We start from the raw sequence: 26,812 nt of genomic DNA on the forward strand, positions 1-26,812 counted from the left end.
AGGTTCCTTAATACTCCTAATCATTGTGTTTATATTATGCGAAATTTTTTTAATCATACAATACACTAAACATTCAGTCAACTTTTTCCATGGAACTAACTTGCCATTAGTTTACGTGCAAATTTTCACATCTTTATTTCTAACACATACCGTCATTGGAAAATTCAGATAAGACTTTTCTCTACATAATTAAAAAACACAATTATTTTCAACCACAAAAAATCATAATAAAAAATTAGAACTGAGCCTAATAAGAAGCAGTTTTCGTTTAATGAACCAAATGACCTTTTAAAATTATACTCATTTTTTAGCCCTTGATAACTTGTTGCTATTCTTATCTGCTCTTCGGTTAACTTTTCTTTATTCCAGTACATATGCATTAAGCTGTAATCAAATACTTCTTTTAATTTAATAAATAGTGGAAGTTTATCTAACATTTCTTGGGACAAGTCATCTTCCTCTTGGTATCCTTCGATGATTGCTTTTGTAATACCCCTTCCAAATTCAACTATGTTGCCCCCTCCGACAAACGAATACTCAATTGCACTATATATCGTTATTGCTAACTTGAAAATCAACCATTGACAGTTTTAAATCATGATCAACTAATATATTCTCTAACCACAAATCACCATGTAACAACCCATAATTTGAGTGATCTTTTGGCATGGTTTTGTTGATAAGACCTCTTGTGCAACATCTCTAATCGTTATCTCTTCCTCAGGTATGTATTTCAGAAAAGCATACTCCTCATTATCTTTATTGACATAATAAAACAAGGGATGAACACTAAAAAGACCCGGAAATCGTAAATGTTTATTTTTACGAAAACCGGATCTGAATCGGTAATGTTTATTTTGACTGGGAGGAGTTTATTTTAGTTAGACAACTTCAACACCAACTCCGTCACTACTTCCACATGAGCAGTCTGAGGAAACATGTCCACTGGTTGCATGTATTCAACCTTATATTTTGGCGCTAGGACAGCAATATCCTTTGCTAAAGTAGATGGGTTACAAGAGACATACACAACTTTTTTTGGTTTTACTTGTAAAATGGTTTTCAAGAGTTGCTGATCCAATCCCGTCCGCGGTGGGTCGACGATCACCACATCTGGCCTCCATCCTTCCTTGACCCATTTCGGCATAACTTCTTCCGCTTTTCCAACCACATATTGAGCGTGCTTGATATTATGACGTTTCGCATTTTTCTTTGCATCTTCAATTGATTCTCGAATGATGTCCATGCCACGAATTTCCCCTGCCTTGTCGGCAATCCATAAGCCAATCGTGCCCACACCGCAGTAGGCATCAACGACCTTTTCAGAACCAGTTAGTTTCGCAGCATCTTTGACCTCATTATAAAGTCTAATTGTTTGTTCAGGATTGAGCTGGAAAAAAGTCCTTGCTGATAGCTCAAATTGAAGGTCGCCTAGGGTCTCTTGAATAAATTCAGCACCTTCTAATGTCACAGATTCATCGCCAAAGATAAGGGAAGTCTTTTGACCATTTACGTTTTGGACGATTGACTTTACTTCTGGAACAGCTTGTTTAATTTTTTGAACGAGCACTTCTTTTTGCGGAAGATTTTTTTGTGCTGTAATTAAGACGATTTGCAGTTCTCCTGTCTGAATTCCCACACGAGCAACAATGGTTCGAACCATCCCTTTTCTTGTCTTTTCATTATAAATCGGAATATTCAAATCCTGTAAAATTCGTTTTACCGCTTCTGTTGCCTTATTTGTAAGCGGATGCTGGACGACGCATTGCTGGATATTGACAAGCTTATGAGAATTAATTCCGTATAGTCCAGCAAGTATTTGTCCATCTCGACTACCTACTTGGAATTGACTTTTGTTGCGATAATTCCATGGATCATCCATCCCGATTGTTTCACGAATGTCCATTTGCGCTACTGGCAATTTCGTATGTCGCTCAAGAGACTGAATCACAATATCTCGCTTTTCCTTCAGCTGCTGATCATAGCGTAAATGCTGAAGCTGACACCCTCCGCATTCCTCATAAACAGGACATGGGGGCTGGACACGAAAAGGCGACTTCTTTCTAATTTTTTTGATCCGACCTTCGGCAAACTTTGGTTGTACTTTTGTTGCCTCTACCACAACTTCTTCTCCGGGCAATGCGCCAGGGACAAACACGACCTGTCGCTTGAAATAACCGACTCCTTCTCCATTAATCCCGAGACGCTTAATCGTCAACGGAAATGTCTGCTTTGGCTGTATTTTCACTGTTTGTTCTTTTTTCATGTTGTTCATCTCCATCTATTCGTTCTACAATAATTCACATAGCTTCTTCAATGCTTCTCCATAAATAGAGGGAGGCATAGCTTAAATACGGCTCCCAATCCTTTTTATAAAAGTCGATTTCGTCGGGTGTTGGCTTCCTTTCAAGGTTGTACAGCTTTTTCATCGCATTTTGCAAGCCTATATCGGCAACTGGAAAAAGATTCGGTCTTCCCAATCCGAACATCAGTAGGTTTTGCACCGTCCAAGGTCCAACTCCACGTAACTTAATTAACACTTTCATTATATCTTCATCAGATTTATCGTAGAGACTATTTAATTCAAGCTTCCCTTCCACGATTGCCTGAGCAATTCCAATCACATATTCTGCTTTCCGTCCGCTAAATTGAAGTTCTCGTAATTGCTCTACTTTTAGACTTGCCACTGTTTCAGGTTGTGGGTAAAAATAAACACCATCCACTTCAAAGCCAAATGTTTTTACAAACCTTTTTGTTAATGTATGGGCAAAAGATAAATTCAACTGTTGATGGATAATACACTTTAGAAGACAATTATAAGGATCAAAATCCAATACAAGGGGAGTGCCTCGATGCTGATCAAAAATCGGCTGAAGATCGGTTGTTTGAAAATGTTCATGAATTTCCGTTAATGAGCGATTCCATTGGAAAATGTGCGTTAATCTTTCCATGATCTCCTCATCCGCCTTTTCGATCTCGAATTCGGGCTCATCTGTTGTACCTACTGCTGTAACTTCAACGACCTGTGGCTCGCAGGTGATCATGAGCGGTACCTTAACGCTCCTTCTCACCTTGTCAATGGCATGAAGCGGATCAAGGGAAAGCCGCTCTAATACCAAATCAAAATTATATGGACCTGAAAATCGCATGCTAATCCCACCTACATAATTTGCTCGTATTATAGCATTTTTTGATATGAAATACGAAAAAAGCCCCTCACTAAAGAAGGGCATCTTATCTTCCGAAAATAAAAGGAAAATTTCCTGTTATATGCCTCAATGGCGCTCATTTCGGGGAAAATAAGGGAAGTTTTTCCGCTTACGCATGCGATAATCGCCTTTCTTCATGTTTTTCAAGTCGATAGGCGGAATTTCTTCCTCTATTTATGCTATTCCTATGGTTATTTTACTAGTAAGCGGAATTTCTCCTTTTATCTCCATTCAACCATGTCCGTTATAACTCGAAAACGAACGAAAAGACGTTCAATTCTGGTGGGTCTTTTTCTTTGAAAATAACATCGGATTTTTCGTTGATTTTCTTTTTGTAAGATCGTCTAGACTTTTAAATGTATAACCTTTCTTTTTCAAATCTTGAATCGCCTGTTCCAAAGCATCGGCATTGTCTTTCGAAACGGTATGCAGGAGGATAATGGCACCAGGATGGATCTGTCTCATGATGTTATCATAGGCATATTGTGCTCCTTTTTGTTGGTCAATCTTCCAATCAACAAAAGCAACAGACCACATCACATGTGTGTAGCCTTCTTCTTTTGCTAGTTGTAACGTTCGCTCGCTCAAAATCCCTCGTGGAGGACGAAGATAGACCATATTTTTAATCCCAGTAATTTCCTCCGTCTTTGCACGTACCTTTTCCAGCTCCCTTTTTAAACGGTCATCATCCACCTTTGTTAAATCTGGATGATAATAAGAATGGTTACCAATGATGTGACCTTCCTTCGCCATTCTCTTTACTAATTCTGGCTGGCTTTCTAAATAATGACCGGTGACAAAGAAAGTTGCAGGCACTTTTTCACTTTTTAAAACATCTAGGAATTTTGCTGTATAGCCATTTTCATAACCATTATCAAAAGTTAAATAAATATCCTTCGTATCCGAATCTCCTTTATAAAAAGCATCATATTTATCTAATAGCTCATCTAGCTCTTTACCTGCTTCAGCTGGTTGCTCATCTTTTCCCTTTTTAAAGCCCCATTGAACGGGAGCATTGCTTACACTTGCAAATGCTGGTGTCGCAACAAGCAGAAACATGAATAACAAACCTATATATCGTCTCATTAAAACCGTCCTCCTAACACTTTTTCCTTATTTTTTGTTAGAAGATCCTAAAAGATGATTTACAGTTATTAACATTTATTGTGAAACTTTATGTTCTTCTGTCTTCACAATGGTTTGATCGTTAAGTTTTTCAAAAATCGGATGCATCCAGCAAATTAAATTTGTTATGATCGTCAACATTCCTAATACCGCAAACAAAAGAGGGATCGAAAAGACTTCTGCAAACACCCCACCTAAAGCAGCGCCAAATGGGATCCCTGCTTGTGCGAGTAAAATTCGCACAGAAAAGACTCTTCCTCTCAAATGATCAGGTACTCTTTGCTGATATAATGTCGTATTATTGATATTAAAAATGATCGCGAACAATCCTTGCCCGAAAGAAAAGACGAGCGCGACCCAATAATAAGGTGTCCAAGCTAAGCCGAGTAAAAATAGGCCATTCATAAATAAGGAGCCGAGCATGACCCGCTTTCGATTTTTCGGTTCTTTTAATGTCCCTGTTAATAATGAGCCACCGACCATCCCAAGGGAGAAGGCTGATGTGAAAAGTCCGTATTGAAAGGCCGTGCCTCCTAATTCATCGGTGATATAAGGTAAGAACATCGGCTGTGCAGCCCCTGAACTGAAATTGATGAACATCATCATGACGCCGACCCAGAACAATACAGGGTAAATACGGAAAAATTGGAGCCCTTCTTTAAATTGGACAAACCAGCTTTCTCTTTGTTCCACCTTTTCCTTCTTCGAACTCGGGTTCATCATTAATAATACGCCCGCAATTCCTAAGGCAGAAATGAGGACAAAAAGAACCAATTCCACACTAAAGGCAGAAATCAATATTCCTCCTAATGTTGGACCTAATAAGGTCATGAGCTGCCCAGTTCCTTCTAAAATAGAGTTCCCTTTTGTTAATTTATCTTTTGGTAAAATATCGGCAACATACGCCATACTTGCTGGGTAAAATAAAGGCTGCGCTAAACCAATTGCGATCGAAACGAGATACAAATGCCACGATTGCAGAAGACCTAACGGCAATAAAATAATCGGAATGAGAAAAACAGCAGCTCGAAACCACTCCGAAAAAATCATCACCTTTTTACGATCCCACCTATCTAAATATGGACCTGCGAACATTTGAATAATAATATTTGGCAGCATGAACGATAACCAAATACTGCCCATCGCCATCTTCGATCCTGTCATTTCATAGACAAGCCACGAGATCGAAAACGTTGCAAACGTGCTTCCTAAACTAGAGGCTGCTAACGCCAACCAAAGAAATACAAATTTCCGCTCCAAAAATAACTCCTTCATCCCTCTTCCCCCTACTCCCTATTCGGTTTTAAAAATTGCTGAAAATCCTCAAAAATATCCCTTAATCCCTCTTCCCTTAGGCGAAAACGTTCTGAAGAATGCGGAGACATAATGACTTGAACTAATCCAGCTGCCCGCAAAATAACTAAATGATGATGCACTGTACTTTTCGCAAGACCAATAAACTTTACGATGTCTGTAAAACTGCGTTCATGTTGAACAAGATATCGAAGAATTTGCAGACGGCTTTTATCTGACAAAGCCACACTCCTTCTCATCAAGTTTGGCGAAGGCTCTTCAGTCGTAGGGATTAGATCAACTGGATAACCATAAAAATGAATATGTTGATAATGGGAAAACGTGTTGATCGGACTAGCGTGGTACACAGGATAAAGAACGACCTTCTTTACGTCCGTAAATCCTCTCAGAAGCAGTCCATTCGTAACTTTCTCGACAAATTCAATTGAGTGATCATTGTCTAACTGGTCTAACTTTTGCTTGGAATCCATTTCTAATGCGGAAAGGATGTTGGGGTCTATATGTTGAAAGTATTCTTCATTCCAGTTTTGCAGTATCTGAAGACTATTTTGAAAGGTACCCTGATAGGAAGCTAGTTTATCTTCTGGAACATGTAAATGCTTTATCGAGTAGTCTATTACTTCATTTTCTTCTGTTCTGAGAAGTACTTGAATGATTTGCTCAATCGCTAAATTCTTTAATTCCATGCCAAAAATGTACTCATATAAAAGGCCTAGCCCCTCCTTTTGCTCAGATTCTAAAACAGCTGCAAACTCATGACTTAGTTTTTTCTTAGTCTCGTTCCTCCACTTTGTCCCCAACTCAACCTTTTTATAAAAACTAGGCTGAACATAGACATTTAGACTATTTAGTAGTTCATACACAGGATGAAAACGTAATTCGATCGAAAAAGACATTTATTGTTCGACTCCCATCTAACTATTTAGTTCGATTATAACCGAACTATTTTGAAAAATACAATATTTTTTCATAAAAAAACAAACGCTCATTTTTATAAGCGTTTGTTTTTGGATTAATTTAATTGCATCGTTGTTATACAAGTCCCGTCTTTTTCAAATGTGGAAAGTTCAGATTCAACAGTTTTGCCATCATGAGCAATCGTAACAGCGTACGTTTTTTCACGCGGTAACCATAAATCTATAAATCCATTCTCTAGGGACGTCATTTTTTCATCAACAATTACATTTCCATCTTCATCTTCAATGAATACATCAAATTCTTGTTCTACCAATTCTCCTTGACAACCTGTCAAGCTATGATTCATTCAAGGATGGGTTTCATTGATATAAGGAGCGATGGATACAAAAAATTCATCTTCTGGGAGGTCATAAAGTGTTTCTTTATTGTTCTCGTCAGTAACGATTAATTGTGTAGCTGTAATGGCAGCTGTTTCATTTTCAATACTCCTTGTACTATAATCATTTACTAATTGCTTCATGTCTACCGACTCACTGTCGTTAGAACTTGTGTCATTTCCAGAACTACAAGCTACTAACAACATGCTGGCAAACAAAATAAGAGTCAAAATTTTGAACTTCATTCTGTCACCTCTCAATTTAAATTCCCTTATTATCGTATTATACTATTTCTCCATCACTTGAAAATCGATTTCCACGACTTGACACAATTTCTTCAACATTTTAAGACAAAAAAATGAAGACTCTTGATTTTGATTTGGTCTTCATTTTCCCGTTATTAAAATACTCGATCTTTAAACTGCGCTAGTTTTTCTAAGGAAGATTTATCTACATCTTTGTGAAGACTATTTCCATGAGCATCCATCGTTACGACTGCTGTAAAGCCTTCTACTGTCAAATGCCACATTGCTTCTGGAATCCCGAATTGCATTAAATCAACACCATCAACAGACTTGATACAATCAGCGTAGTATTGAGCCGCTCCACCAATGGCATTTAAGTAGACACCACCATGTTCCTCTAGTGCCGTTAAAGTCTTTGGACCCATTCCACCTTTTCCGATCACCGCACGAATACCGAATTTCTTCATGATATCCCCTTGATAAGGCTCCTCACGAATACTTGTCGTTGGTCCCGCTGCTTTTACATGCCAATTTCCTTCCTTATCCTTCAGCATAACCGGACCACAGTGGTAAATGATTTGACCATTTAAATCAACAGGAGCATCATTTTCGGATAAATGCTTATGGATCGCATCACGACCTGTGTACATTCTGCCGTCAATACGAACAACATCCCCGACCTTTAATTCACGAATTTGATCTTCTGTAATCGGTGCTTTTAGAGTAATCACTTTTGTTTCCGTTTCAGTCGTAGCAGCAGTTTCTTTTTCAGTTTCTTGAGCAAAATCAATTTTGTCTCCTTCTTGGTAGAGCCATTCATTGATTTCGCCTGTTTCAGGGTTAACTGTTACCCCAAGACGACGGAATGCCCAACAATTATAGGCTACAGATACGAAGAAGCTGGCAGGAATACGATTCATGACGCCAATCTTACAACCAAGTAAAGTCGTTTCGCCCCCAAACCCCATCGTTCCAATTCCTAATTCATTGGCATTTTCCATAATATATTCTTCTAATTTACGAAGGTCTTCGTGTGGATTCACATCATCATTTGAACGGAAAAGTTGTTCTTTTGCGAGGTCGTAACCTGAAGAACGGTCTCCTCCAATACCAACGCCAATGAAGCCCGCACTACATCCTTGACCTTGCGCTTGATACACCGAATGCATAATACATTTACGAATTCCGTCTAAGTCACGTCCAGCGCGGCCTAATCCATCAAGCTCACAAGGTAAGCTATATTGGATATTTTTATTTTCACAGCCGCCCCCTTTTAAAATAAGGCGCGCATCAATATAATCCTTTTCCCACTGCTCGAATTTCACGACTGGAAGTCCGAGTCCAAGATTGTCTCCACTATTTTCCCCTGTTAAAGAATCGACTGAGTTTGGACGGAGCTTTCCATCCTTTGTCGCTTGCACAATCGCGTTTTGGATCGCGTTTTTGAGTTCGATTTGGTTTACTCCAACTGGTGTTTTAATTTTAAAGGTTGGAAGCCCAGTATCCTGACAAATTGGCGATACGTTATCATCCGCCATTTTTATATTATTCGTAATAGTTGCTAGGCTCATCGCAGCACGAGTACCTGCACTCTCCATTTCCTTAGCCGCTTTAACCGCACGACGAACGTCCTTAGGCAAGTTTGTGGAAGTTTCAACAACTAACTCATACATACTGTCTTGAAATTTTTCGATGTTCATCCGTGATTCCCCTTTCCCTTTTTGAAAAACTCTTTCTTTCGTGAAGCGCTGCTACCTTTTTACCCTCAGTTAAAAGTAAACGCTTTAGATTAATCATTTGCGAATATTTCAATAATTCCTCGGTTTTTATTATACTCCTATCAGCAATTGAAAGAAAGACAAGTGATTCTGATTCTTTTTTTGGAAATAGGGAAACTTTTTTAAGATATTGATGGAGAATTTAATGATTATGAAGACAATTTGTAAGGGATTGCAGCTGGAATTTGACCCCTCTTTTCATTCTGTGCTCTCTATGAGGACAAACTTTCTTCCTTTTCGTTCGACTTTGTCCTCATGAACACCCTATGAGGACAAACTTTCTTCCTTTTCGTTCGACTTTGTCCTCATGAACTCTCTATGAGGACAAACTTTCTTCCTTTTCGTTCGACTTTGTCCTCATGAACCTCTTATGAGGACAAACTTTCCTGATTTTCGCCTGACTTTGTCCTCATGAAACCCTTATGAGGACAAACTTTCCTCGTTTTCGTTCGACTTTGTCCTCATGAACCCCTTATGAGGACAAACTTTCCTCGTTTTCGTCTGACTTTGTCCTCATGAACACCTTATGAGGACAAACTTTCTTCCTTTTCGTTCGACTTTGTCCTCATGAACTCTCTATGAGGACAAACTTTCTTCCTTCTCGTTCGACTTTGTCCTCATGAACTCTCTATGAGGACAAACTTTCTTCCTTCTCGTTCGACTTTGTCCTCATGAACCCTCTATGAGGACAAACTTTTCTCGTTTTCGTCTGACTTTGTCCTCATGAACACCCTATGAGGACAAACTTTCTTCGTTTTCGTTCGACTTTGTCCTCATGAACACCCCATGAGGACACTCTTCTCCCGATCCACCCTCGACTTTGTCCTCATGAACCCTCTATGAGGACATTCTTCTCCCGATACTCTCTCGACTTTGTCCACCTCATGAACCCCGGTTACCCCACAATAAAAAAAGGATGCTCTCTACAGAACATCCTCATAAAACCTATTCGTCTCGGTTTTTGAATTCACGACATTTTGATTCAAGGTCATCAATGATCGAAATTAGACGATCGATGTCCTCTAATTCTGTACTTTCAGGCTCTATCGCATCTAAAAGGTCCATAAACATTGTTAATCGTTGCTTTAAAAAAACGACTTGATCGCCTTGTTCTTTAATTGGACTACCCACTACAAATTCGCTCCTTTTTGCAAATACTCGTCTTCCATCCTACAGAAAAGACGCTTAATACGCAATATTGATTTTCAACATTCCTGCTATCTATAGGTTTCCCAGCATATATTTTTAAGAAAAGCATTGACAGAACTCGCCCACAAACTGATAATTACGAAGTGAATTTCAACATGGTCTTCCATGATCATTTTGTTAAAAGGAGTTTTATTACGATGAACGCAAGTAAAAAAGCTATTACCCCAAGCTTCGATCCATGGGAAGCTTATATGGATATCGAGCAATATAAGAAACTAACGTTAACGAATATTGAATTTACTACCACCACTTTATGCAATATGCGTTGTGAACATTGTGCTGTTGGGTATACTTTGCAGCCGAAAGATCCAAACGGACTTCCATTTGAACTGCTCGCAAAACGATTAGATGAAATTCCTACTCTTCGTTCTTTAAGCATCACAGGTGGAGAGCCCATGCTTTCGAAAAAATCCGTTGAGCAATATGTGCTTCCTTTACTTCAGTATGCCCATTCAAGAGGAGTTCGAACGCAAATGAACTCGAATTTAACCCTTGACCTTGAGCGCTATGAAAAAATTGCACCTTATCTAGACGTGTTACATATTTCTCATAATTGGGGAACGTTAGAGGACTTCGTTGAAGGTGGATTTGCGATGATGGAACGTAAGCCTACTTTCGAGCAGAGGGCAGTTCTTTTTCAACAGATGATCGAAAATAGCCGTGCCCTTTCCGAAGCTGGCGTTATGGTATCAGCGGAAACAATGTTGAGCAAAAGAACCTTACCTCATTTAGAAGACATCCATCGTCAAATCGTTGAGGAAATGAAATGCGGAAGACACGAGATTCACCCGATGTACCCATCAGATTTTGCTTCAAATTTAGAAGTATTAAATTTAGATGAAATTCGTGCAGCGATCCATCACCTACTAGACATTCGCGACGAAGAAACCTGGATGCTCTTTGGAACTCTCCCTTTTTATCCATGCAATAAAAGGGAAGAAGATTTAACCCTTTTAAAACGACTTTACAACAGTAAAAAGGTAACTGTTCGTAATGATCCCGACGGACGCTCTCGGTTAAATGTTAATATTTTCACAGGGGATGTCATTGTCACCGATTTTGGAGATACACCACCGCTTGGAAATATCCAAACAAATTCCTTACAGGTTGCCTATGAAAAATGGATGCAAACCGATTTAGCGAAAAGTTTAAACTGCCATTGTCCAGCCGTTCGCTGTTTAGGACCGAATGTGTTAGTGAAGAACAGCTACTACCAGGACATTGATTTTCAAAAAAGAACAGCCACTATTTCTATGTAAACAAGAAAACCTAGAAAGAGATACAGCAGATCCTGCTTGTATCTACTACCCTCGCATCAAGTAGCATGATGATAAATCTGGTGTGTTGATTGTTACATAAATATTAGAAGGGCCTTCTAGGCAGATATCTAGGAGGGCCTTTTAAGCATCTTCCCTACAGGATTTGATAACTAAGAACCTAAATAAGACACTTTAAATAAAACTTCTTTGTTATTTGGAAAATGAAAGTTTAGTATATTAAACAGAAACATTTTTGCACATACATTTCATGGTAGAACTATCGAAATATTAAATCTCCTCCATTGACCAAATTTATTATCTACTTAAAAGAACAAAACATAGTCAAATATTAACATTGCACCCGGAGTATTTACTTCGAGAATTACAAAGGAGAGCTCTCAATATCTCTCCCTATACTTCATTATTATGTTATGGCTTTCTTTTAGCATATAAACCACCCTATAGCTATAACCAAGGTTAAAATTACTTATAAAACTGACAAAAAAAGAATAAGTGAGCTTGACGATGTATTATCGTTTTGATCAAAAACTTCAGATTGAACCTCTCCCTCTGGTATTGATGCAGGTTGAATGTCATACAACAGCATAAATAGCCTATACAACAAATCTGAAGCCTCAGCCTTAGTAATTTCATTTTGTGGTCCCAGCACGCCACCTGCATCTATTAAACCTACCTGAACTGCTAGTGCAATGTCTTTCATAACCCAATCTGAAATATTAACCTTATCCGCAAATTGAAGATACCCCTCTTCATTTATTGGATAGTTATACCCCTTCTTTTCAACCAATGTTCTGCTGGCTATAGCAAGTACTTGTTCGACCGGAACATTCAATAATCTTCTAAATGTATTATCCTCAAAACCTTCCACAATATTATTATGTTGTGATGAGGAAATATACGGAAATTACTCACTTTCTTTTTAAACATCGGTAAAAGTTGTTGTTAAGATTCTATCTAAATAAAAAAAGATTTTAACTAAAGCAGTTGTAAAATTATTTCGATCCATCGACTCAGTTGGATAAAATACATCTCCATTTAGAGTAAGGAAACCTTTTGAAACCATAAAGTAAACGGTCTTCTGAACATCTTCTGAAAATCCATCAATGTCACTTATTTTCACTTCATTATTAAGAACCGTATTGTCTCAAGAATACATTGTCCTAAATTCAAGGCTACTGGCAATTGTATCTATTGACCTCAGTTTTCACTATCTCCTTTATAATTAGCAAATATGGTGAAGTTTTCATTTTTGGCAGGGAGAGTAAACGTAAATAATTTGGATATTGGTTCTAAGGTTTGCTCACTATTACTAAATGTAATAGTGTAAGTGTCATCTTTTTCTTTTGATAACTGACTTGCACTATGTCCATATTGGAAAGTAATTCAGTTAGAGCAGTTACTTGAATAATCACTGAATGTTGCTCACTTAATGAGATAAGTAATTCAGAACAGGAGATCCCATACGAATTCATTCAGGAAGTGATGAAATCTTAATCCTTGAAGGACACAGTCAGAATTAAAAAATAAACAAGTAGTGATATAGAAAGGAGATATCATGATAGATAAAAAGTGGTAGTCCACTTGTTTTTTTTCTAATTTATGCAACTGGCAGCACTACTGCCATTACTAGCCAAAACAATGCATCACCAAGAGAAGCTATGTTACGCAAACCACCGGAAAAATGATTAAATATAACCATCTTGTAGCTAACTGTCTCATTTTTTACAACGTATTCACTTTATCTTGTATCCTCCAAGACTACATGCAAGATGGAAATGAATATGATGAAGAACTGATTCCTTATTTGAGCCCCTATGGGACGGCTCATGTCAACCGATTTGGAAAATATCGTACTGATCTCAATCGTAAACCGCCAAAACTTCCATTCGGTGTGCCTGTAAAAAGAGAAAAAAGTAAATCCTCGATATAATAAGGAGTAATTCGAATGTTAGATGTTGAAAAGATTCGATGGATCATGAATCGATGGGATTCAAGACGGAGAGACGAGGACTCCTGGAAGATTTACGCCTAGCTTCGTGATGATCTGTCTGCCATGATGGATACATCCATCTTTTTTGTGACATAAAAATTGTGATTCATAGTAATTTGAATGTCTTTGTGTCCTAATATTCTTGAATAGCTTTCGTATTAGATCTCTTCATTTACAAATAAAAAGCAGAAGAATGTCGAAGGAAATCCAAACGTTTGGATTTCTTTCGTTATCCAAACCTTAATAAAATCCAAACCTTTTTCAAATATGCCTGATATTTAAGGGATTTTGATGAAAAAAGGTTTGGATTTTTTTCATTCTGTGTATGCTCTTTCTATTAAATAAAAAGGAGCATACAAATGATTGTGCAAAACCTAAGGGATAATTATCCCAAACTCATTTCCTACATGGAAACCGATGGTTACTCAAAAACATACGTTGACAGGATTAAACGGGAGATTAAAAAGATCCTATCAGTTTGGGATTCAAAAGAATGGTCATGCTATACAGATGTATATCTGGAGTACACCAAAACATTGCACTCACCTGATTATCTACGAGATAAGCGGACTATCATCGGAGCTGTTGGACAGTTTGATGTTCATGGTAGATATCCGGATAGAAGACGCAGGCACGAACTATTCAAAAGAGGTGCTTATCCATTTTTGTCACCAGAATTCAAATCTGTTATTGACTATTACTGTGAAGCAGAAAGGAAACGTGGCAAGAAAAATACCACCATTTATACTGAATCCCATAATGGAGCCACTTTCTTCCTATCACTCCAACAAAAAGGAATGGACAGCCTAGATAAAATTACAGAAGAAGCCGTACTTTCAATATTTATATCTCAGGATGATACACTGCTCAAGAGCTGTTCTTACAAAAAGAATATTGCCGCGGTATTGAAGGCGTGCATCCCTTATCATCCGCAAACTTGTTCTCGGATCTTGGCATTCCTTCCCGCCTTACGGGAAACCAGAAAGAACATACAGTACCTAACAGTCGAGGAAATACAGGAATTTAAGAGTACATTGGCAGATGCTGATAATTTACTAACACTCCGAGATAAAGCTATTGGAATATTAGCACTATACACGGGACTGCGTGGCTGCGATATTGCAGGATTGACACTAAACTCCATTGACTGGGACAGGGATTTAATTTATGTAAAACAGCAGAAAAAGGAGCTTTCTTTCGAGCTTCCTTTAACAGCGGTTGTTGGTAATGCCATATATGAATATCTGACATCTGAGCGACCGGGACAGAAAGTAGGTATCTCTTTGTTTCGCAAAATAAACCATACAATCGATTGAATAGTAGAAGCATTGGTAATGTGTCAGGCAGGATCATGAAAGTTGCAGGCATTCGACAGAAAAAAGGTGACCGGAAAGGGTTCCATATCTTCCGCCATCACTTGGCCACCGCCCTTTTAGGAAATGGAATCCCACAACCTGTCATAAGCAGAACACTTGGTCACACTTCGCCGGATTCACTTGAAGCATATCTAAGCGCAGATTTTCTGCACCTTAAGGAATGCTCTATCTCCATAGAACAATTTCCTGTGTCAAAGGAGGTGTTCTACAATGAATAAATTCACTTCCTTTCTTGCACCGCTCATGCAGGCATTTGTTTCCTACCAGAAAGCATCCAAACATTGGAATGAAGCTTCTTATGAAATAAACCTTCTCCTATTTGACCGATACTGCAAGAAACAGTATCCAGAAACTACTATTCTGTCTCAAGAAATGGTGGAGGGGTGGTGTCATAAATGTTAAGGGTTGGGGATGTCGACTTACGACATGGGATTCTTGACATCCATTATTCCCAAGGGCATGCCCAGCCTTATGTAGCGTTGCACGACTCAATACTTGAACTTTTGAAAACCTATGATGCAGCTATACGTAAGCAGTATCCTCAGAGGGAATATTTTTTCCCCGCAAGGGGCAACTCTTTCCATACTAGGAACTGGGTACAGACAAACTTCCGGAAATTATGGAATAAATATAACAGCTCTTATGCAACTGCATATGAACTCAGACATCATTATGTCATAGAAAACATTAACCGGTGGACAGATGAAGGCTTTGGATTTAATGCAAAACTGCTTTATCTAAGCAAAAGCATGGGACATAGCACACTGGAGAGTACAAAGTATTACTATTCTCTTGTTCCATGAATGGTTGACATTTTGGATGAAAAGACAGGAATAGATTTTGAAAGCATTGTTCCAGAGATGGATTATGAAAAAAGCGTCGAATGAATCCATCATAATCGCACGGCATATCAATGCCTTTTTGAATGAATACGTCCCTTCCCAGAAAACCCACAGTAGCCAAACATTGAAGTCATATCAGTACGCACTTGCCTTATACATTGGTTTTTTGGAGACAGAAAAAGGAATTAGGACAGAAAGTCTATGTGGTGGATGTTTTAGTAGAATAATAATAGAGGAATGGCTACAATGGCTAATGGAACAGAGAAACTGTAGTCCAGAAACATGTAATAACCGGTTGGCATCCCTAAGATCATTCCTAAAATACTTGGGTAGTAGGGACATCTCCCTATTATATCTTTCTGAGGATGCAACAAGAATTCCACGAAAAAAAGAAGTACGCAAAAAAGTAAAAGGAATGAGCAAAAAAGCAGTACAGGTATTGTTATCGGTTCCGGATTTATCCACAAAAGCAGGGCGAAGAGATCTGGCACTTATGATTATCATATATAGCACCGCCGCCAAAATAGATGAAATTCTGTCTTTAAAAATTGAGCAGCTACATTTGGATGCAGACAAGCCAAGTGTCACCATCATTGGAAAGGGAAGAAAAATAAGGACCTTGTATCTTCTGCCCAAGGCAGTTGCACATTTAAAGAAATACCTGAAAGAATTCCATAGTGATACCCCAAATCCGGAGGATTATATTTTTTATTCAAGGAACACCGGATTACAGGGAAATATGAGTCAGACTGCGGTAAACAAGCAACTGAAAAAACATGCCCGTACCGCACTTGAAATATGTGATGAAGTTCCGCGAGATCTTCATGCTCATCAGTTAAGGCATGCCAAGGCATCACACTGGTTGGAAGATGGAATGAATATCGTACAAATTTCATTTATGTTAGGGCATGAATAGTTACAAACCACAATGGTATATCTTGACGTTACCATGGAGCAGGAATTAAAAGCCCTTGCACACTAGAAGCTGAAAACGACAAAAAGGTATTAAAGAAATGGAAAAATGCAAAAGAAGGACTGGCTGAATTCTGCGGTGTTAAAACAATGAAAAAGTAAAGAAAAAATCCAAACCTTTTTTCATTAAAATGCCTAGGTATCAAGTATTTTTGTAAAAGGTTTGGATTTTTTTTAGGTATGGATAACTTAGGTCATGAAATATGAGCTTCTTTATTTTGATTGACAATTCTTCTGCAAAAATAACTAACTGTATCAGTACCTTAAATTAATTAATTATTTACTCAAATTATTTTATTATCTTATTCATGATAAATCTTTTACTTTCACGTTCTACATTTTAAATACGAAGATTATAAATCTAAAATTTCAACATTTTTATCAAGCTTTAATATTGAATCAATGTCTATTGATTTTTGATATTTAGTCATATTTTTCATCTCAATGTATTCTTTAACTTCATCATTAACAATCTTTTCGTATTTTTCTGGATGGTTTATTTCTTTGTTAAAGTTAATCTTTTCCTTTATTACATAATCAGCTTTCTTGGAGTTCTTAATAAATACATCACCGAAAAATTGTTTCTTCAATTTTTCTTCCTTTATATCTAAACTAATTCTTTGATTTATTACTTCGCTAAAGAAAGGATGACTAATTACTTTCTCTCCAGGTTTGTTCTTTATTTTAGTTAAGTGCTTATTCTGTGCATCGTATCGATAAAATGTTTCACCATCCCAAGCCTCAAAATTACCCTTATAATTTCCATTCAAAATTTTTGAACAAAAATGACCATTTGAATCTATAATAAAACTTAAATTCTGTATTTCGTTCTCTTCAGTCAGCTGTGACAAAGTAAACTTATAACCTTCTAGATTATATAATTTATCAGCATATCCACGAGATGTGATATCATTATTCACCAAAAGCAAAATCAAAAAAGTAGCGATTACTATACTTATATATATTTTCTTCTTCAAAGGTAAGCCCTCCTTTTAGTACTAGATAATTTTAAATTAAAGATTTTTTATACTATTGGATATTACTGGATCTCCTTATTGGATACCAAGTTTCTACTATTGTTCCAGAAGTGTTTTTTAAACTATACTTCATTTGAAATTCTGTTCTGTTATTTCCCTTTGCTAATAATACGGACCGATTGATTGGCATCCAGTAACTTGAATATGATGCAGTTGAATATGTAGAAGCTTTTGACGTATCTGTAAATAGACGCCCTCCTTCAGAATAAACCATAAGAGAAAGAATTGTCCATCGATCACCGTTTTGATTAGCTTGTGTCATTGTTGCTCTAAATTGGCTTGTTCGATAATAGTTTATTCCAGAAACACTTGTAGCAATTATTTGTGCATTAAAATGATTTGCATAATAACCATCACAAGGATAACTACAACCAGTATTAATACCAACAGTACCGAATGTTGCTCCGAAGATCTGAGATGGACATACTAAGATGAATATTAAGGAGCCAAGTAGCAACTTTCTAAAATTTATTTTTAATTTTGCAACCAACATGAAAACGCCTCCTTTTTTGTTAAAAAAATACATTAATTTAATTTACCGTAGAACATTTAGGTTGTTTTGACAATATATTTTTAAAATTTTTAAAGTACAGAGTAATTAAAAAAGTAAGTTGTTTCTTGAGTACAACAAAAAGCATCTATCTAAAAATGTAGATAGATGCTTTACGAATGGTAATGGAATATCATAAAATAACTAAAAATAACAGTAGCTTTTGAAAACAATATCTTGGAAAAATTATTTGATGTACACTCAATATAGCTTAGTATGCATTGATTTATGTTTAAATTGAAAATTGTTTTTAAGCCATTTGCCAGTTTAACTAAAAATATTATATATTGGATACTAACTTGGAACCTATTGATATCCTATTACCTTTCCAATAATCTCTTTTGTTGGCAGCAGCCCCCTCATGGAAGTTCTTAACCAGTCATCTCCCATAATATAAACATATCCTTCCGGAACCTCTATTTCCTTTTCATTTGTATTTTCAAAGTTATTAATACTACTCTCGATATTTGTTTTTGCTTGAAGGTTGTCATATTTACCTTTATTAATAAGACTTTTTAGTTCTTCTACGTCTAGCCCTAATCGATGAGCTCTTCCATAAAATGAATCAAGTATTTTACCATTGATAAAGAATTGTCCTTTCACAATTTTTATTTTTTCTCCTGGTAATGCAATTATTCGAGTTACTCCTTTAAAATTATCTTTTTTGTAGGCAATAATGTCTCCCCTATGAATTTGATTCGCTCCATAGTATTTCGTATCAACGACAACATCTTTATCGTAAAAATCATGATTCCCTCGATCCATATCATCATACATTGGATGAATAATAATCATATCCGATGTGACATTTTGAACTTTCTCAACATCAATTTTGGTATCTGGATCAGTAATTGCATCTGGTTGTGATGCGTTTTTGTTAAAACTAAATATTCCAGAAGTCGAGAAAAGGATAGATAATAGAACGATTGCCACAAAAGTGCTCACAAGTGGTGTTAGTGGTCTCTTTTGCTTTATAATTTCTTTACTTGTTATCCTTTTCTTAATCAGTTCCTTCTGCTTATCACTAAAAGCTGCTCTTTTATTTAATTCCTGTCGTAGTGCTTTGGGATTAAAGTTACTCATTATGATTACCTTCCTTTAAAATTTTTGAAAGCTGACGCCTTGCTCTTCTCATACGTGTTCTTATTGTATCTTCCTGTAAATTCAAAATTCCGCTTATTTCTTTAACTGAGAATTCTTCTATATAATATAGAAGAATTACCTCTCGGTATTTGATAGGTAAAGACAATATCTTATCAATTATCTCAAGCTCGGTTATTTTATTAATGACAGTTAATTCTGTGGAATCTATACTTTTTAATTGTTCAGGTAAATTATAATATACCCTTTTAAGCCAAGTTGATTTTAAATGATCCTTTGCTTTATTTATTGCAATACGATATAGCCAAGTATAGACTTTTGAGTCACCCCTATATTCTCTAAGGCTCTGGTATGCTGAGATGAATGTTTCTTGTGTAAGATCTTCAGATGTATATTGATCCTTTACAAAACTGTAAATTATCCTTTGTATTTGCTGTCCATAAAGCTCAATAAGCTCCCCAATTAAATAGTCCGTATGATCAATTTGCTCATTGCTTTTATCTATATTCATTTATATCTTTCCTTTTTATGTTTTAAATATTAGACGAAGTAATAGGTTAATATCGTTCAAAAAACTTTATCGGTAGTAACTATAAGTTCAACAAAAAAGCACGTCAATTTTCTTTGATTAACCCTTAAGTGTATCTTCAATCATTTCTATAATCATAGCTTCAATAAAAAGGTGAGATTTTAATACATCATTCAAATAGTCTCTTGAATTACTAATGTTTTCGAGAAACCCTTTAGTATCCATGTTCTTCCTCATTCATTTTTGATAAATTGTTATTCCTCAAAAATTCATATGGAATACATTCACTTGAAATCCATTCATTTCGATTATCCAGTGCGCCTTCTGTTACCAAAGCATGAATGTGAGGATTGAATTTTAAATCTATGCCAAAGGTATGAATAACAGTAAGAACCCCGACCTTTAAATTTCGCTTTTTGCTTCTTTTTTGATAATGATACTGAAATACCCCTGCCACTTGTTTACTTAGTTCATTTAGTTTCTTTCGATCTTCAAAAAACACATTTCTTAACTCTTTCGGAATAGTAAACACCATATGTCGGTGCGGAACGTCAAAGATCATTTCCTGTTTCCTGTTGTTTATCTGACCAATCATCCGTATACTTTTTCCCACACTTATGATAGAAACGACTTTTACATGTAAGGCAAACAAATATAGATTTAGGTTCTCCTTCACATCCTAAGCATTCATATCGATCGTAACCTAAATCACGAGTCCCACAATGAATAGCCTTTTCAACCGTTTCTTTTATATCCTCTCGATAGGACTCAGGAAATTTCCTTTCGTTCAATTTCCAAAACCCATCAAAATGAGCTTTTAAAATGGTCTTAATAACTCCGCTTCCTTGTTTAATCATACCGAAACTCCTACTGTTTATACGAACATTTTATCGAACACTTATCCACAAGTCGAGGGAATTTATAAATTCCTGACAACGACAAAAACGTCGAACCGCATCGTTCGACGTTTTTCTATTTATCTCGGACGTTCTGTTGCGACAAATCCGAATGACACATAATCTTGTACTGGAATCCATGCACCAATGCCTTGTGAGGTTACATTTTTGACGACGATCATTTTCTTGTTTCCTTTTAGCATTAAATACACTTCGCCGTACGTAACCTTCCCTTTTTCATTCACTGCTGGCACGTATCCATATAAATATCCTAATCTTTTAGGTGGGATATTATAATACTGATCCTTTTTTGTACCTGCACCGACGACCGTTTCAAATGCGAGAGGCAAATTGGACTTCTCCGCTGCCTTTAGTAGCATCATCTTTTTTACATCCTCAGCTTGGGGAACTTTGGCCGTTAATCCACCCTTTACGACTTTCTGAGCTTCTTGAACATAATGGATTTGATAATTGGCTTTGCCACCACGGTTATCATAATAGTTCGTATTAATTTTCTGATATTCCCAATTGGGAGAGGTCTCTGTTGATTCATAATTGAGAGGCCACTGACCTAAATAGATAACAGCTCGGTAACCAAAGGCAAATGGCGTACTATTTACATTCGTCTCATTGAGCATTCGAATCAGATCAGGGTTTTCAATTTTCACTTTAGAACTAGAAATGAGTTCTTCCGTTAATTCACTTGGCTGCAATGTTGGCAAATCCTGCGTCGGATTCGGATACGTATTTTCCTTCGTTATGTTTAAAACTGAATTCGGAATCTTGACTGCTTCTTTTTTTGCGGCAGCCGAGGTTGATATTACAGACATTTGTATTATAAGTAATCCAACAACGATACCAGAAACCAATTTTTTCATGATGAGCTGAACTCCTTTCACTAATGGATGAGTCAATTTCAACCTCACATAAATTGGAATTAACTCCTGTCCATAGTTTTTTCAGAGTTCTTACATCTTATCCAACATTTTGTTAGCATTATTTAATCTCAAAAGTTTCCTCAATTTCGATACTGCCCATAACAGATTGGACCATAGAGCAGTTTTTCGTCGTTAGCGCCATAATTTTTTCCATTTGCTGCTCCGTGATCTCAATTCCAGTAAGGGTAAAATGAAGGTGAATCTTCTCAATTCGGTCAGCCATATCTGGATTTCGGATGACATCTGCTTTAATGTGGACATCCTCATACGGAATCCGTTTCTTCTCTAATATTTTTCGCATGACTCCTCCACTACAAACAGCTACTGATGAAACCAATAATTGAAATGGGCGGAACCCATGACTCTCATCCCCTGCAATATTTAGTCTTCCATTTGCTGTTTCTGTGTAAAAGCCAACTTCCTTCATATGAAATTCCATCTTCATCATCCTCCTCGTCACTACTTCTATCATACAGAGAGCGAGCTTCATTGACAAAAATCTACTTGCCAAAAGTTAATTATCTCATGTACCATCAGGGAGAATACATAGATAACGAGGTATACATATGAACATTCGTCTCTGGGTTCTCGTCGGAATTGTCGCCATCTCTGGTTTTTCACAAGGGATGATTCTCCCGCTTATTGCCATCATTTTCGAACAAGATGGCATTTCTTCAGCCATTAATGGTTTACATGCAACGAGTATTTACATCGGAATTTTACTGATTTCACCTTTTTTAGAAAAACCACTCAGGAAATTTGGATATAAACCAATCATCATCCTCGGAGGACTGATTGTACTACTATCCCTTTTTCTTTTCCCATTTTGGAAATCACTTTGGTTTTGGTTTGTGTTACGGCTTTTAATCGGAATTGGGGATAATATGCTTCATTTCGGCACACAGACGTGGATTACATCCTTTTCCACTGCGCAAAATCGGGGCAGAAACATTGCTTTATACGGACTCTTTTTTAGTTTAGGATTTGCGATTGGACCGATGATGACAAGGCTTTTAGTGATCAATGAATCTCTGCCATTTATCATTTCTGCAGGGTTAAGCTTTGCTGCATGGGTGACAATTTTTCTCCTAAAAAATGAAATTCCTGAGCAAGATTCGTCAGACGCAACCTCTTTTTTTGGTACGTTTCAACGATTCGGTCAAGTGTGGAAATACGCTTGGGTTGCCTTCCTTCCTCCATTTGGCTATGGGTTTCTCGAAGCAACCTTAAATGGAAATTTTCCGGTTTATGCTTTACGCATTGGCATCGATATTAATGCTGTCTCGATTATCTTACCAGCTTTTGCGATTGGTACGATTGTCTTTCAAATGCCCCTCGGACTTTTGAGTGACCGTTATGGCCGAAAGAGAATTTTACGCTTCGTCATGATTTCAGGCTTTTTCACCTTTATCGTTGCTGGAATCTTTGAAGGTTCAGAAGTCGCCTTGTTCTCATGCTTTTTTATCGCAGGGATGCTTGTCGGTTCCACCTTCTCACTCGGGATATCCTATATGGCCGATCTCCTCCCTAAAAAGCTATTGCCAGCAGGGAATATTATGTGCAGTGTATTTTTTAGTTTTGGGAGCATCACCGGTCCATTCATCGGGGGAATGATGATTCAATATGCACAAGGAGTGAGCTTCTTTTATTTGATTTCTCTTATGCTTCTTTCCATTTTCATCGCCTTGTTTTTCTTTAAACCTCAGCATCAAGAAATACCCTCCTACGAATAAAAGGCTTTACTTATGTACGAATCATGATATAATTAGAATAAATATAAATAAGAATTTCGTTTGCATTTCCGCTGTTGCCTATTAGGTGACAGCTTTCGTGTTTTATTAGGGGATTGATGTTGATTATTTTTCTCAATTAGAAATCTCTAATTGAAATTTGTTATCATAGGGGGATGTCGAAATGGATGTAGAAATAAAGGGAATAACAAATGCACAATCCAGTGAAGAAAGTCTTTTTGATAAAATATGGCCACACGCCGAACTGATTGCAGCAATCATCAGCGGGGTATTGATTGTTGTCGGCTGGATACTTGAAAAAAATGAGCTTACTACCGTCTCAATCATTTCCTTTGTATTAGCATTTATCATCGGAGGATATGCGAAAGCAAAGGAAGGGATTGAAAGCACGATTGCGGAAAGAGAGCTAAATGTAGAAATGCTCATGATTTTCGCAGCTATTGGTTCCGCCACTATTGGGTACTGGACGGAGGGGGCCATTCTCATTTTTATTTTTTCCTTAAGTGGTGCCCTTGAGACTTATACGATGAATAAAAGTCATAAGGAAATCTCAGCACTGATGGAATTACAACCACAAGAAGCATTAGTCGTGACAAATGGGATCGAAAAAATCACCCCTGTTTCTGAATTAAGAATTGGCGATCTCATTCTCATAAAGCCTGGTGAAAGAGTTCCTTCAGATGGAAAAATCGTCAAAGGGCAGAGCCATCTGGACGAAGCGGCGATTACGGGCGAGTCGATCCCCGTTTCCAAAGGGATAGACGAGGAGATCTTTGCCGGAACTGTTAATCTCAATGGTTCGATTACCGTTGAAATCACGAAAGAAAGTAACGATACGCTTTTTCAAAAGATCATTCAACTTGTTCAGTCTGCTCAAAGTGAAAAGTCCCCTTCTCAGCTTTTCATTGAAAAATTTGAAGGAACTTATGTCAAAGTCGTTCTCTCAGTTGTCGCTCTAATGATGTTCTTGCCTCATTATTTATTAGGTTGGAGCTGGACCGAAACCTTTTATCGAGCGATGATTTTATTGGTCGTTGCCTCTCCTTGCGCACTTGTTGCCTCGATCATGCCAGCAACCTTGTCTGCCATTTCGACGGGGGCAAGGCGGGGGATTCTTTTTAAAGGTGGTGTCCATTTAGAAAATTTAAGTCATTTGCGTGCCATCGCCTTTGATAAAACAGGCACCTTAACAAAAGGTAAGCCTGAAGTAACCGATCTATTAACAGGAGAAGGAATATCTAAACAGGAGCTCCTATTAAAAACAGCCGCCATTGAAAGTCATTCCAATCATCCGTTAGCCAATGCGATCGTTAAATATGCTAAGGAACATATACAAGAACCCCTCACTCAACCAGAGGGTATTGAAGACGTTTCAGGATATGGTGTTAAAGCCACTTACGAGCAAGAATTATGGAAAATCGGAAAAGCTGATTTTGTTGGAAAAGAAGAAGCTGACGCCTTCTTAAATGGTGTTGCATCCAATTTAGCTGTAGAAGGAAAAACGATTGTTTTTGCACAAAAAAACGGAGAAATCGTTGGCTTAATTGCCTTGAAGGATGTAGTCCGAGAAGAAACAAAAATCGCGATTGATCAGTTAAAACAAAAAGGAATTTACACATTCATGCTAACTGGTGATAGTGAGAATACAGCAAAAGCCATTGCGTCTGAAAGCCATGTCACTGATTATGTGGCTGAGTGCTTACCTGAGGACAAAGTTGAGAACTTAAAGAAATTAAAGGAGAAATTCGGACATGTGGCGATGGTTGGTGATGGTATCAATGATGCACCTGCGTTAGCAACGGCTAACGTCGGAATCGCCATGGGAGATGGGTCAGGCGTTGCTTTGGAAACAGGAGATGTCGTGCTTATGAAAAATGATTTACCTCGAATCGCTGAGGCCATACAGCTATCCGACAAAATGAACCGAATTATTAAGCAAAACATTATTTTTTCCATTTCCGTTATTATGGTATTGATTATCTCCAACTTCCTGCAATTCATCGACCTTCCTTTTGGTGTGATTGGTCATGAAGGAAGTACGATATTAGTGATTTTAAATGGGTTACGATTATTAAAATCCTAACAAGCTGTTGCGCAAAGAACTGTCGAATCTTAGTCGACAGTTCTTTTTTAACAGGTTTCATCTCTTAAAAATTGATTTAATGCGTTTATTTCTCCACCAAGAATGATAATAATGCCGGTTAAATAAAACCAAATCAATAACACGATAACGGCTCCGATACTGCCATACGTGGCAGAGTAGTTGCCGAAATTACTGACGTAGTAAGAGAATCCCCAGGACACCGCTAACCAACTTACGGTGGCAAAAACCGCTCCTGGGGTCGCATCAATACACTTAAACTTTTTATTTGGCGCAATCCAATAGAGAACCAAAAAGACGATGAAGATAATTAAAAAACTAAGAAGCCATCGTAATAAATGCCAAAAACTTAAGAAATGACTGGATAATCCAAGCTGCGTAAACAAAAACATTCCCAATTGCTTACCGAAGACTGGGAGTAATAATGCGATAATAAAAACAAAGATCATCGCAACTGTAAAAACGATGGCCATCCCTCTTGCTACAATAAAGGAACGGCTTTCTTTTACCTCATACGCTTTGTTTAGAGCCCGAATAATGGCATTAATTCCATTTGAAGCAGACCACATCGTGGCAATGATCCCGAAGGATAGAAGGGTCCGGCTTTGTTGACCCATTATTTCATTTAGATTTGTTTCAATCAGAGTCATCGTTTCGCCAGGTGCAAAATCACCAATAACGTTAAGCATTTCTTCCTGAGTAATTGGCAAATAGGGCAACAGTGTGACTAAAAATATTAGAAGAGGAAATAACGATAAAAGAAAAAAATAAGCCAACTGAGCCGCTAAACCCATGACATCGTCTTCGCCAATTCTCTTCCATAATAACATTAGAGCTCTCATATTTAATAAGGCCATTACTCCACCCCTATTTTCCCTAGTTAAACCTCTTCCTCATCATGGTTATGTGTAAATGCTTCTTTCGTGTCTTGAACAATTCCCACGACAGTCGGTGTTACTTCTCTAATTTCTTCCACCTTTTCCGCAATAAAAGAGACGTCCTCACTTACTTGCTCCACCGTAGTACGCAATTGAGTCGTTGTATTTTTTAGTTTTTCTGCGACTTCACCCGGATGAGTAACAAAATGAGTGACGTTTTTGGCCCCTGATTTACAACTTGCCACAACAGAGTTTCTCGTTTCCCGGTCAAGTAAACTAATCGCTCCACCGGCTATTGCTCCCAGTAAAATCCCTTTCCAAAACTTATCTGTACTCCCCATTAGCATGTCCTTCCTTTCTGTTTCCATTAAGAATGAATTTTTCATACTGCTTTTG

The 26,812-nt window shown here is 37.4% G+C and carries 28 protein-coding genes, 1 pseudogene and 1 other annotated feature (1 of these 30 cut by a window edge); of the genes and pseudogenes, 9 read left to right on the plus strand and 20 right to left on the minus strand.

The window, feature by feature from the left end; all coding sequences use genetic code 11:
• Positions 1 to 33 (minus strand) — a binding site (T-box leader); it reaches 193 nt to the left of the window's first position.
• 281 nt (positions 34 to 314) lie between these two features.
• The 9 genes and pseudogenes from AA0X71_RS20240 to AA0X71_RS20280 form a co-directional block, all read right to left on the minus strand.
• A pseudogene (locus AA0X71_RS20240) lies at positions 315 to 758 on the minus strand (protein kinase); the annotation flags it as partial.
• 119 nt (positions 759 to 877) lie between these two features.
• Entirely contained in the window at positions 878 to 2,266 is a 1,389-nt protein-coding gene (gene rlmD / locus AA0X71_RS20245; protein WP_413357078.1) for a 23S rRNA (uracil(1939)-C(5))-methyltransferase RlmD, read from the minus strand.
• 34 nt (positions 2,267 to 2,300) lie between these two features.
• Complete coding sequence (locus tag AA0X71_RS20250) at positions 2,301 to 3,149, minus strand: DNA-3-methyladenine glycosylase family protein (RefSeq protein WP_413357079.1); 849 nt, start codon at positions 3,147 to 3,149, stop codon at positions 2,301 to 2,303.
• A 333-nt stretch (positions 3,150 to 3,482) separates the two neighbouring features.
• Positions 3,483 to 4,295: a delta-lactam-biosynthetic de-N-acetylase gene (gene pdaA / locus AA0X71_RS20255; protein ID WP_413357080.1), complete on the minus strand. Its 813-nt coding sequence runs from the start codon at positions 4,293 to 4,295 to the stop codon at positions 3,483 to 3,485.
• 75 nt (positions 4,296 to 4,370) lie between these two features.
• The gene (locus AA0X71_RS20260) at positions 4,371 to 5,609 is read right to left on the minus strand and encodes an MFS transporter (RefSeq protein ID WP_413357081.1); all 1,239 of its coding nucleotides are present in this window, start codon (positions 5,607 to 5,609) and stop codon (positions 4,371 to 4,373) included.
• Between the two features lie 11 nt (positions 5,610 to 5,620).
• Positions 5,621 to 6,544 (minus strand): ArsR/SmtB family transcription factor, encoded by a 924-nt coding sequence (locus AA0X71_RS20265; protein WP_413357082.1) that lies wholly within the window; start codon positions 6,542 to 6,544, stop codon positions 5,621 to 5,623.
• 116 nt (positions 6,545 to 6,660) lie between these two features.
• Positions 6,661 to 7,188, minus strand: coding sequence for a CueP family metal-binding protein (locus AA0X71_RS20270; RefSeq protein WP_413357083.1), 528 nt, complete (start codon positions 7,186 to 7,188; stop codon positions 6,661 to 6,663).
• A 155-nt stretch (positions 7,189 to 7,343) separates the two neighbouring features.
• Complete coding sequence (locus AA0X71_RS20275; RefSeq protein WP_413357084.1) at positions 7,344 to 8,888, minus strand: fumarate hydratase; 1,545 nt, start codon at positions 8,886 to 8,888, stop codon at positions 7,344 to 7,346.
• A 1,023-nt stretch (positions 8,889 to 9,911) separates the two neighbouring features.
• Positions 9,912 to 10,097 (minus strand): SE1561 family protein, encoded by a 186-nt coding sequence (locus AA0X71_RS20280; protein ID WP_019155252.1) that lies wholly within the window; start codon positions 10,095 to 10,097, stop codon positions 9,912 to 9,914.
• Between the two features lie 215 nt (positions 10,098 to 10,312).
• Between AA0X71_RS20280 and yfkAB the strand changes: the two genes are divergently transcribed.
• Positions 10,313 to 11,434: a radical SAM/CxCxxxxC motif protein YfkAB gene (gene yfkAB, locus AA0X71_RS20285; RefSeq protein ID WP_413357085.1), complete on the plus strand. Its 1,122-nt coding sequence runs from the start codon at positions 10,313 to 10,315 to the stop codon at positions 11,432 to 11,434.
• A gap of 487 nt (positions 11,435 to 11,921) precedes the next feature.
• On the opposite strand, the gene AA0X71_RS20290 is transcribed toward yfkAB, so the two are convergent.
• The gene (locus AA0X71_RS20290) at positions 11,922 to 12,323 is read right to left on the minus strand and encodes an S-layer homology domain-containing protein (protein ID WP_413357086.1); all 402 of its coding nucleotides are present in this window, start codon (positions 12,321 to 12,323) and stop codon (positions 11,922 to 11,924) included.
• A gap of 813 nt (positions 12,324 to 13,136) precedes the next feature.
• Between AA0X71_RS20290 and AA0X71_RS20295 the strand changes: the two genes are divergently transcribed.
• The 6 genes from AA0X71_RS20295 to AA0X71_RS20320 all read left to right on the plus strand — a co-directional run bounded on the left by AA0X71_RS20295 (position 13,137) and on the right by AA0X71_RS20320 (position 16,579).
• Positions 13,137 to 13,385, plus strand: coding sequence for a Tn3 family transposase (locus tag AA0X71_RS20295; protein ID WP_413357087.1), 249 nt, complete (start codon positions 13,137 to 13,139; stop codon positions 13,383 to 13,385).
• A gap of 419 nt (positions 13,386 to 13,804) precedes the next feature.
• Positions 13,805 to 14,761: a tyrosine-type recombinase/integrase gene (locus tag AA0X71_RS20300; RefSeq protein WP_413357088.1), complete on the plus strand. Its 957-nt coding sequence runs from the start codon at positions 13,805 to 13,807 to the stop codon at positions 14,759 to 14,761.
• The gene (locus AA0X71_RS20305) at positions 14,758 to 15,039 is read left to right on the plus strand and encodes a tyrosine-type recombinase/integrase (RefSeq protein ID WP_413357089.1); all 282 of its coding nucleotides are present in this window, start codon (positions 14,758 to 14,760) and stop codon (positions 15,037 to 15,039) included. The genes AA0X71_RS20300 and AA0X71_RS20305 overlap by 4 nt, the downstream gene beginning before the upstream one ends.
• Entirely contained in the window at positions 15,032 to 15,223 is a 192-nt protein-coding gene (locus AA0X71_RS20310) for a hypothetical protein (protein ID WP_413357090.1), read from the plus strand. Before AA0X71_RS20305 ends, AA0X71_RS20310 begins: the two co-directional genes overlap by 8 nt.
• Positions 15,217 to 15,624, plus strand: a complete 408-nt coding sequence (locus tag AA0X71_RS20315; protein ID WP_413357091.1) for a tyrosine-type recombinase/integrase — start codon at positions 15,217 to 15,219, stop codon at positions 15,622 to 15,624. The genes AA0X71_RS20310 and AA0X71_RS20315 overlap by 7 nt, the downstream gene beginning before the upstream one ends.
• Positions 15,625 to 15,688: 64 nt before the next feature.
• Positions 15,689 to 16,579, plus strand: a complete 891-nt coding sequence (locus AA0X71_RS20320) for a tyrosine-type recombinase/integrase (protein ID WP_413357092.1) — start codon at positions 15,689 to 15,691, stop codon at positions 16,577 to 16,579.
• A 409-nt stretch (positions 16,580 to 16,988) separates the two neighbouring features.
• On the opposite strand, the gene AA0X71_RS20325 is transcribed toward AA0X71_RS20320, so the two are convergent.
• From AA0X71_RS20325 to AA0X71_RS20360, 8 genes are all read right to left on the minus strand, one after another.
• Positions 16,989 to 17,612 carry a hypothetical protein gene (locus AA0X71_RS20325; protein ID WP_413357093.1) on the minus strand — a complete coding sequence of 208 codons (624 nt, stop codon included), beginning with the start codon at positions 17,610 to 17,612 and terminating at the stop codon, positions 16,989 to 16,991.
• Between the two features lie 52 nt (positions 17,613 to 17,664).
• Entirely contained in the window at positions 17,665 to 18,165 is a 501-nt protein-coding gene (locus tag AA0X71_RS20330) for a hypothetical protein (protein WP_413357094.1), read from the minus strand.
• Positions 18,166 to 18,528: 363 nt separating this feature from the next.
• The gene (gene lepB / locus AA0X71_RS20335; protein WP_413357095.1) at positions 18,529 to 19,305 is read right to left on the minus strand and encodes a signal peptidase I; all 777 of its coding nucleotides are present in this window, start codon (positions 19,303 to 19,305) and stop codon (positions 18,529 to 18,531) included.
• Positions 19,298 to 19,834, minus strand: a complete 537-nt coding sequence (locus AA0X71_RS20340) for a sigma-70 family RNA polymerase sigma factor (protein WP_413357096.1) — start codon at positions 19,832 to 19,834, stop codon at positions 19,298 to 19,300. The genes lepB and AA0X71_RS20340 overlap by 8 nt, the downstream gene beginning before the upstream one ends.
• 232 nt (positions 19,835 to 20,066) lie before the next feature.
• Complete coding sequence (locus tag AA0X71_RS20345) at positions 20,067 to 20,414, minus strand: transposase (RefSeq protein ID WP_413357097.1); 348 nt, start codon at positions 20,412 to 20,414, stop codon at positions 20,067 to 20,069.
• Positions 20,404 to 20,709 (minus strand): transposase zinc-binding domain-containing protein, encoded by a 306-nt coding sequence (locus AA0X71_RS20350; RefSeq protein ID WP_413357098.1) that lies wholly within the window; start codon positions 20,707 to 20,709, stop codon positions 20,404 to 20,406. Before AA0X71_RS20350 ends, AA0X71_RS20345 begins: the two co-directional genes overlap by 11 nt.
• Positions 20,710 to 20,828: 119 nt before the next feature.
• Positions 20,829 to 21,578, minus strand: coding sequence for a YfkD family protein (locus AA0X71_RS20355; RefSeq protein ID WP_413362689.1), 750 nt, complete (start codon positions 21,576 to 21,578; stop codon positions 20,829 to 20,831).
• 166 nt (positions 21,579 to 21,744) lie between these two features.
• Positions 21,745 to 22,125, minus strand: a complete 381-nt coding sequence (locus tag AA0X71_RS20360) for an OsmC family protein (protein WP_413357099.1) — start codon at positions 22,123 to 22,125, stop codon at positions 21,745 to 21,747.
• 127 nt (positions 22,126 to 22,252) lie between these two features.
• Between AA0X71_RS20360 and AA0X71_RS20365 the strand changes: the two genes are divergently transcribed.
• Together AA0X71_RS20365 and AA0X71_RS20370 are read left to right on the plus strand one after the other, a co-directional pair.
• Complete coding sequence (locus AA0X71_RS20365) at positions 22,253 to 23,419, plus strand: MFS transporter (RefSeq protein WP_413357100.1); 1,167 nt, start codon at positions 22,253 to 22,255, stop codon at positions 23,417 to 23,419.
• A 181-nt stretch (positions 23,420 to 23,600) separates the two neighbouring features.
• Positions 23,601 to 25,520 carry a heavy metal translocating P-type ATPase gene (locus AA0X71_RS20370; RefSeq protein WP_413357101.1) on the plus strand — a complete coding sequence of 640 codons (1,920 nt, stop codon included), beginning with the start codon at positions 23,601 to 23,603 and terminating at the stop codon, positions 25,518 to 25,520.
• Between the two features lie 47 nt (positions 25,521 to 25,567).
• On the opposite strand, the gene AA0X71_RS20375 is transcribed toward AA0X71_RS20370, so the two are convergent.
• Together AA0X71_RS20375 and AA0X71_RS20380 are read right to left on the minus strand one after the other, a co-directional pair.
• A complete protein-coding gene (locus AA0X71_RS20375; RefSeq protein ID WP_413357102.1) occupies positions 25,568 to 26,395 on the minus strand; it encodes a YihY/virulence factor BrkB family protein in 828 nt (275 codons plus the stop codon).
• Positions 26,396 to 26,418: 23 nt separating this feature from the next.
• Positions 26,419 to 26,802, minus strand: coding sequence for a YtxH domain-containing protein (locus tag AA0X71_RS20380; RefSeq protein ID WP_413357103.1), 384 nt, complete (start codon positions 26,800 to 26,802; stop codon positions 26,419 to 26,421).
• Positions 26,803 to 26,812 lie beyond the last annotated feature (10 nt).

This window comes from Robertmurraya phoenicis (assembly GCF_047302285.1).
In the GTDB taxonomy this organism is placed as follows: domain Bacteria; phylum Bacillota; class Bacilli; order Bacillales; family Cytobacillaceae; genus Robertmurraya.

What these genes read in the sequence shown, in the direction of transcription:
- AA0X71_RS20355 (WP_413362689.1), bottom strand. Translation starts at nt 21,578, where the DNA reads ATGTCTGTAATATCAACCTCGGCTGCCGCAAAAAAAGAAGCAGTCAAG.
- AA0X71_RS20320 (WP_413357092.1), top strand. Translation starts at nt 15,689, where the DNA reads ATGAAAAAAGCGTCGAATGAATCCATCATAATCGCACGGCATATCAAT.
- AA0X71_RS20265 (WP_413357082.1), bottom strand. Translation starts at nt 6,544, where the DNA reads ATGTCTTTTTCGATCGAATTACGTTTTCATCCTGTGTATGAACTACTA.
- AA0X71_RS20340 (WP_413357096.1), bottom strand. Translation starts at nt 19,834, where the DNA reads ATGAATATAGATAAAAGCAATGAGCAAATTGATCATACGGACTATTTA.
- pdaA (WP_413357080.1), bottom strand. Translation starts at nt 4,295, where the DNA reads ATGAGACGATATATAGGTTTGTTATTCATGTTTCTGCTTGTTGCGACA.
- AA0X71_RS20260 (WP_413357081.1), bottom strand. Translation starts at nt 5,609, where the DNA reads ATGAAGGAGTTATTTTTGGAGCGGAAATTTGTATTTCTTTGGTTGGCG.
- AA0X71_RS20375 (WP_413357102.1), bottom strand. Translation starts at nt 26,395, where the DNA reads ATGGCCTTATTAAATATGAGAGCTCTAATGTTATTATGGAAGAGAATT.
- AA0X71_RS20315 (WP_413357091.1), top strand. Translation starts at nt 15,217, where the DNA reads ATGTTAAGGGTTGGGGATGTCGACTTACGACATGGGATTCTTGACATC.
- lepB (WP_413357095.1), bottom strand. Translation starts at nt 19,305, where the DNA reads ATGAGTAACTTTAATCCCAAAGCACTACGACAGGAATTAAATAAAAGA.
- AA0X71_RS20360 (WP_413357099.1), bottom strand. Translation starts at nt 22,125, where the DNA reads ATGGAATTTCATATGAAGGAAGTTGGCTTTTACACAGAAACAGCAAAT.
- AA0X71_RS20310 (WP_413357090.1), top strand. Translation starts at nt 15,032, where the DNA reads ATGAATAAATTCACTTCCTTTCTTGCACCGCTCATGCAGGCATTTGTT.
- AA0X71_RS20370 (WP_413357101.1), top strand. Translation starts at nt 23,601, where the DNA reads ATGGATGTAGAAATAAAGGGAATAACAAATGCACAATCCAGTGAAGAA.
- AA0X71_RS20365 (WP_413357100.1), top strand. Translation starts at nt 22,253, where the DNA reads ATGAACATTCGTCTCTGGGTTCTCGTCGGAATTGTCGCCATCTCTGGT.
- AA0X71_RS20295 (WP_413357087.1), top strand. Translation starts at nt 13,137, where the DNA reads ATGATTAAATATAACCATCTTGTAGCTAACTGTCTCATTTTTTACAAC.
- AA0X71_RS20345 (WP_413357097.1), bottom strand. Translation starts at nt 20,414, where the DNA reads ATGATCTTTGACGTTCCGCACCGACATATGGTGTTTACTATTCCGAAA.
- AA0X71_RS20330 (WP_413357094.1), bottom strand. Translation starts at nt 18,165, where the DNA reads ATGTTGGTTGCAAAATTAAAAATAAATTTTAGAAAGTTGCTACTTGGC.
- yfkAB (WP_413357085.1), top strand. Translation starts at nt 10,313, where the DNA reads ATGAACGCAAGTAAAAAAGCTATTACCCCAAGCTTCGATCCATGGGAA.
- AA0X71_RS20380 (WP_413357103.1), bottom strand. Translation starts at nt 26,802, where the DNA reads ATGAAAAATTCATTCTTAATGGAAACAGAAAGGAAGGACATGCTAATG.
- rlmD (WP_413357078.1), bottom strand. Translation starts at nt 2,266, where the DNA reads ATGAAAAAAGAACAAACAGTGAAAATACAGCCAAAGCAGACATTTCCG.
- AA0X71_RS20250 (WP_413357079.1), bottom strand. Translation starts at nt 3,149, where the DNA reads ATGCGATTTTCAGGTCCATATAATTTTGATTTGGTATTAGAGCGGCTT.
- AA0X71_RS20350 (WP_413357098.1), bottom strand. Translation starts at nt 20,709, where the DNA reads ATGATTAAACAAGGAAGCGGAGTTATTAAGACCATTTTAAAAGCTCAT.
- AA0X71_RS20275 (WP_413357084.1), bottom strand. Translation starts at nt 8,888, where the DNA reads ATGAACATCGAAAAATTTCAAGACAGTATGTATGAGTTAGTTGTTGAA.
- AA0X71_RS20300 (WP_413357088.1), top strand. Translation starts at nt 13,805, where the DNA reads ATGATTGTGCAAAACCTAAGGGATAATTATCCCAAACTCATTTCCTAC.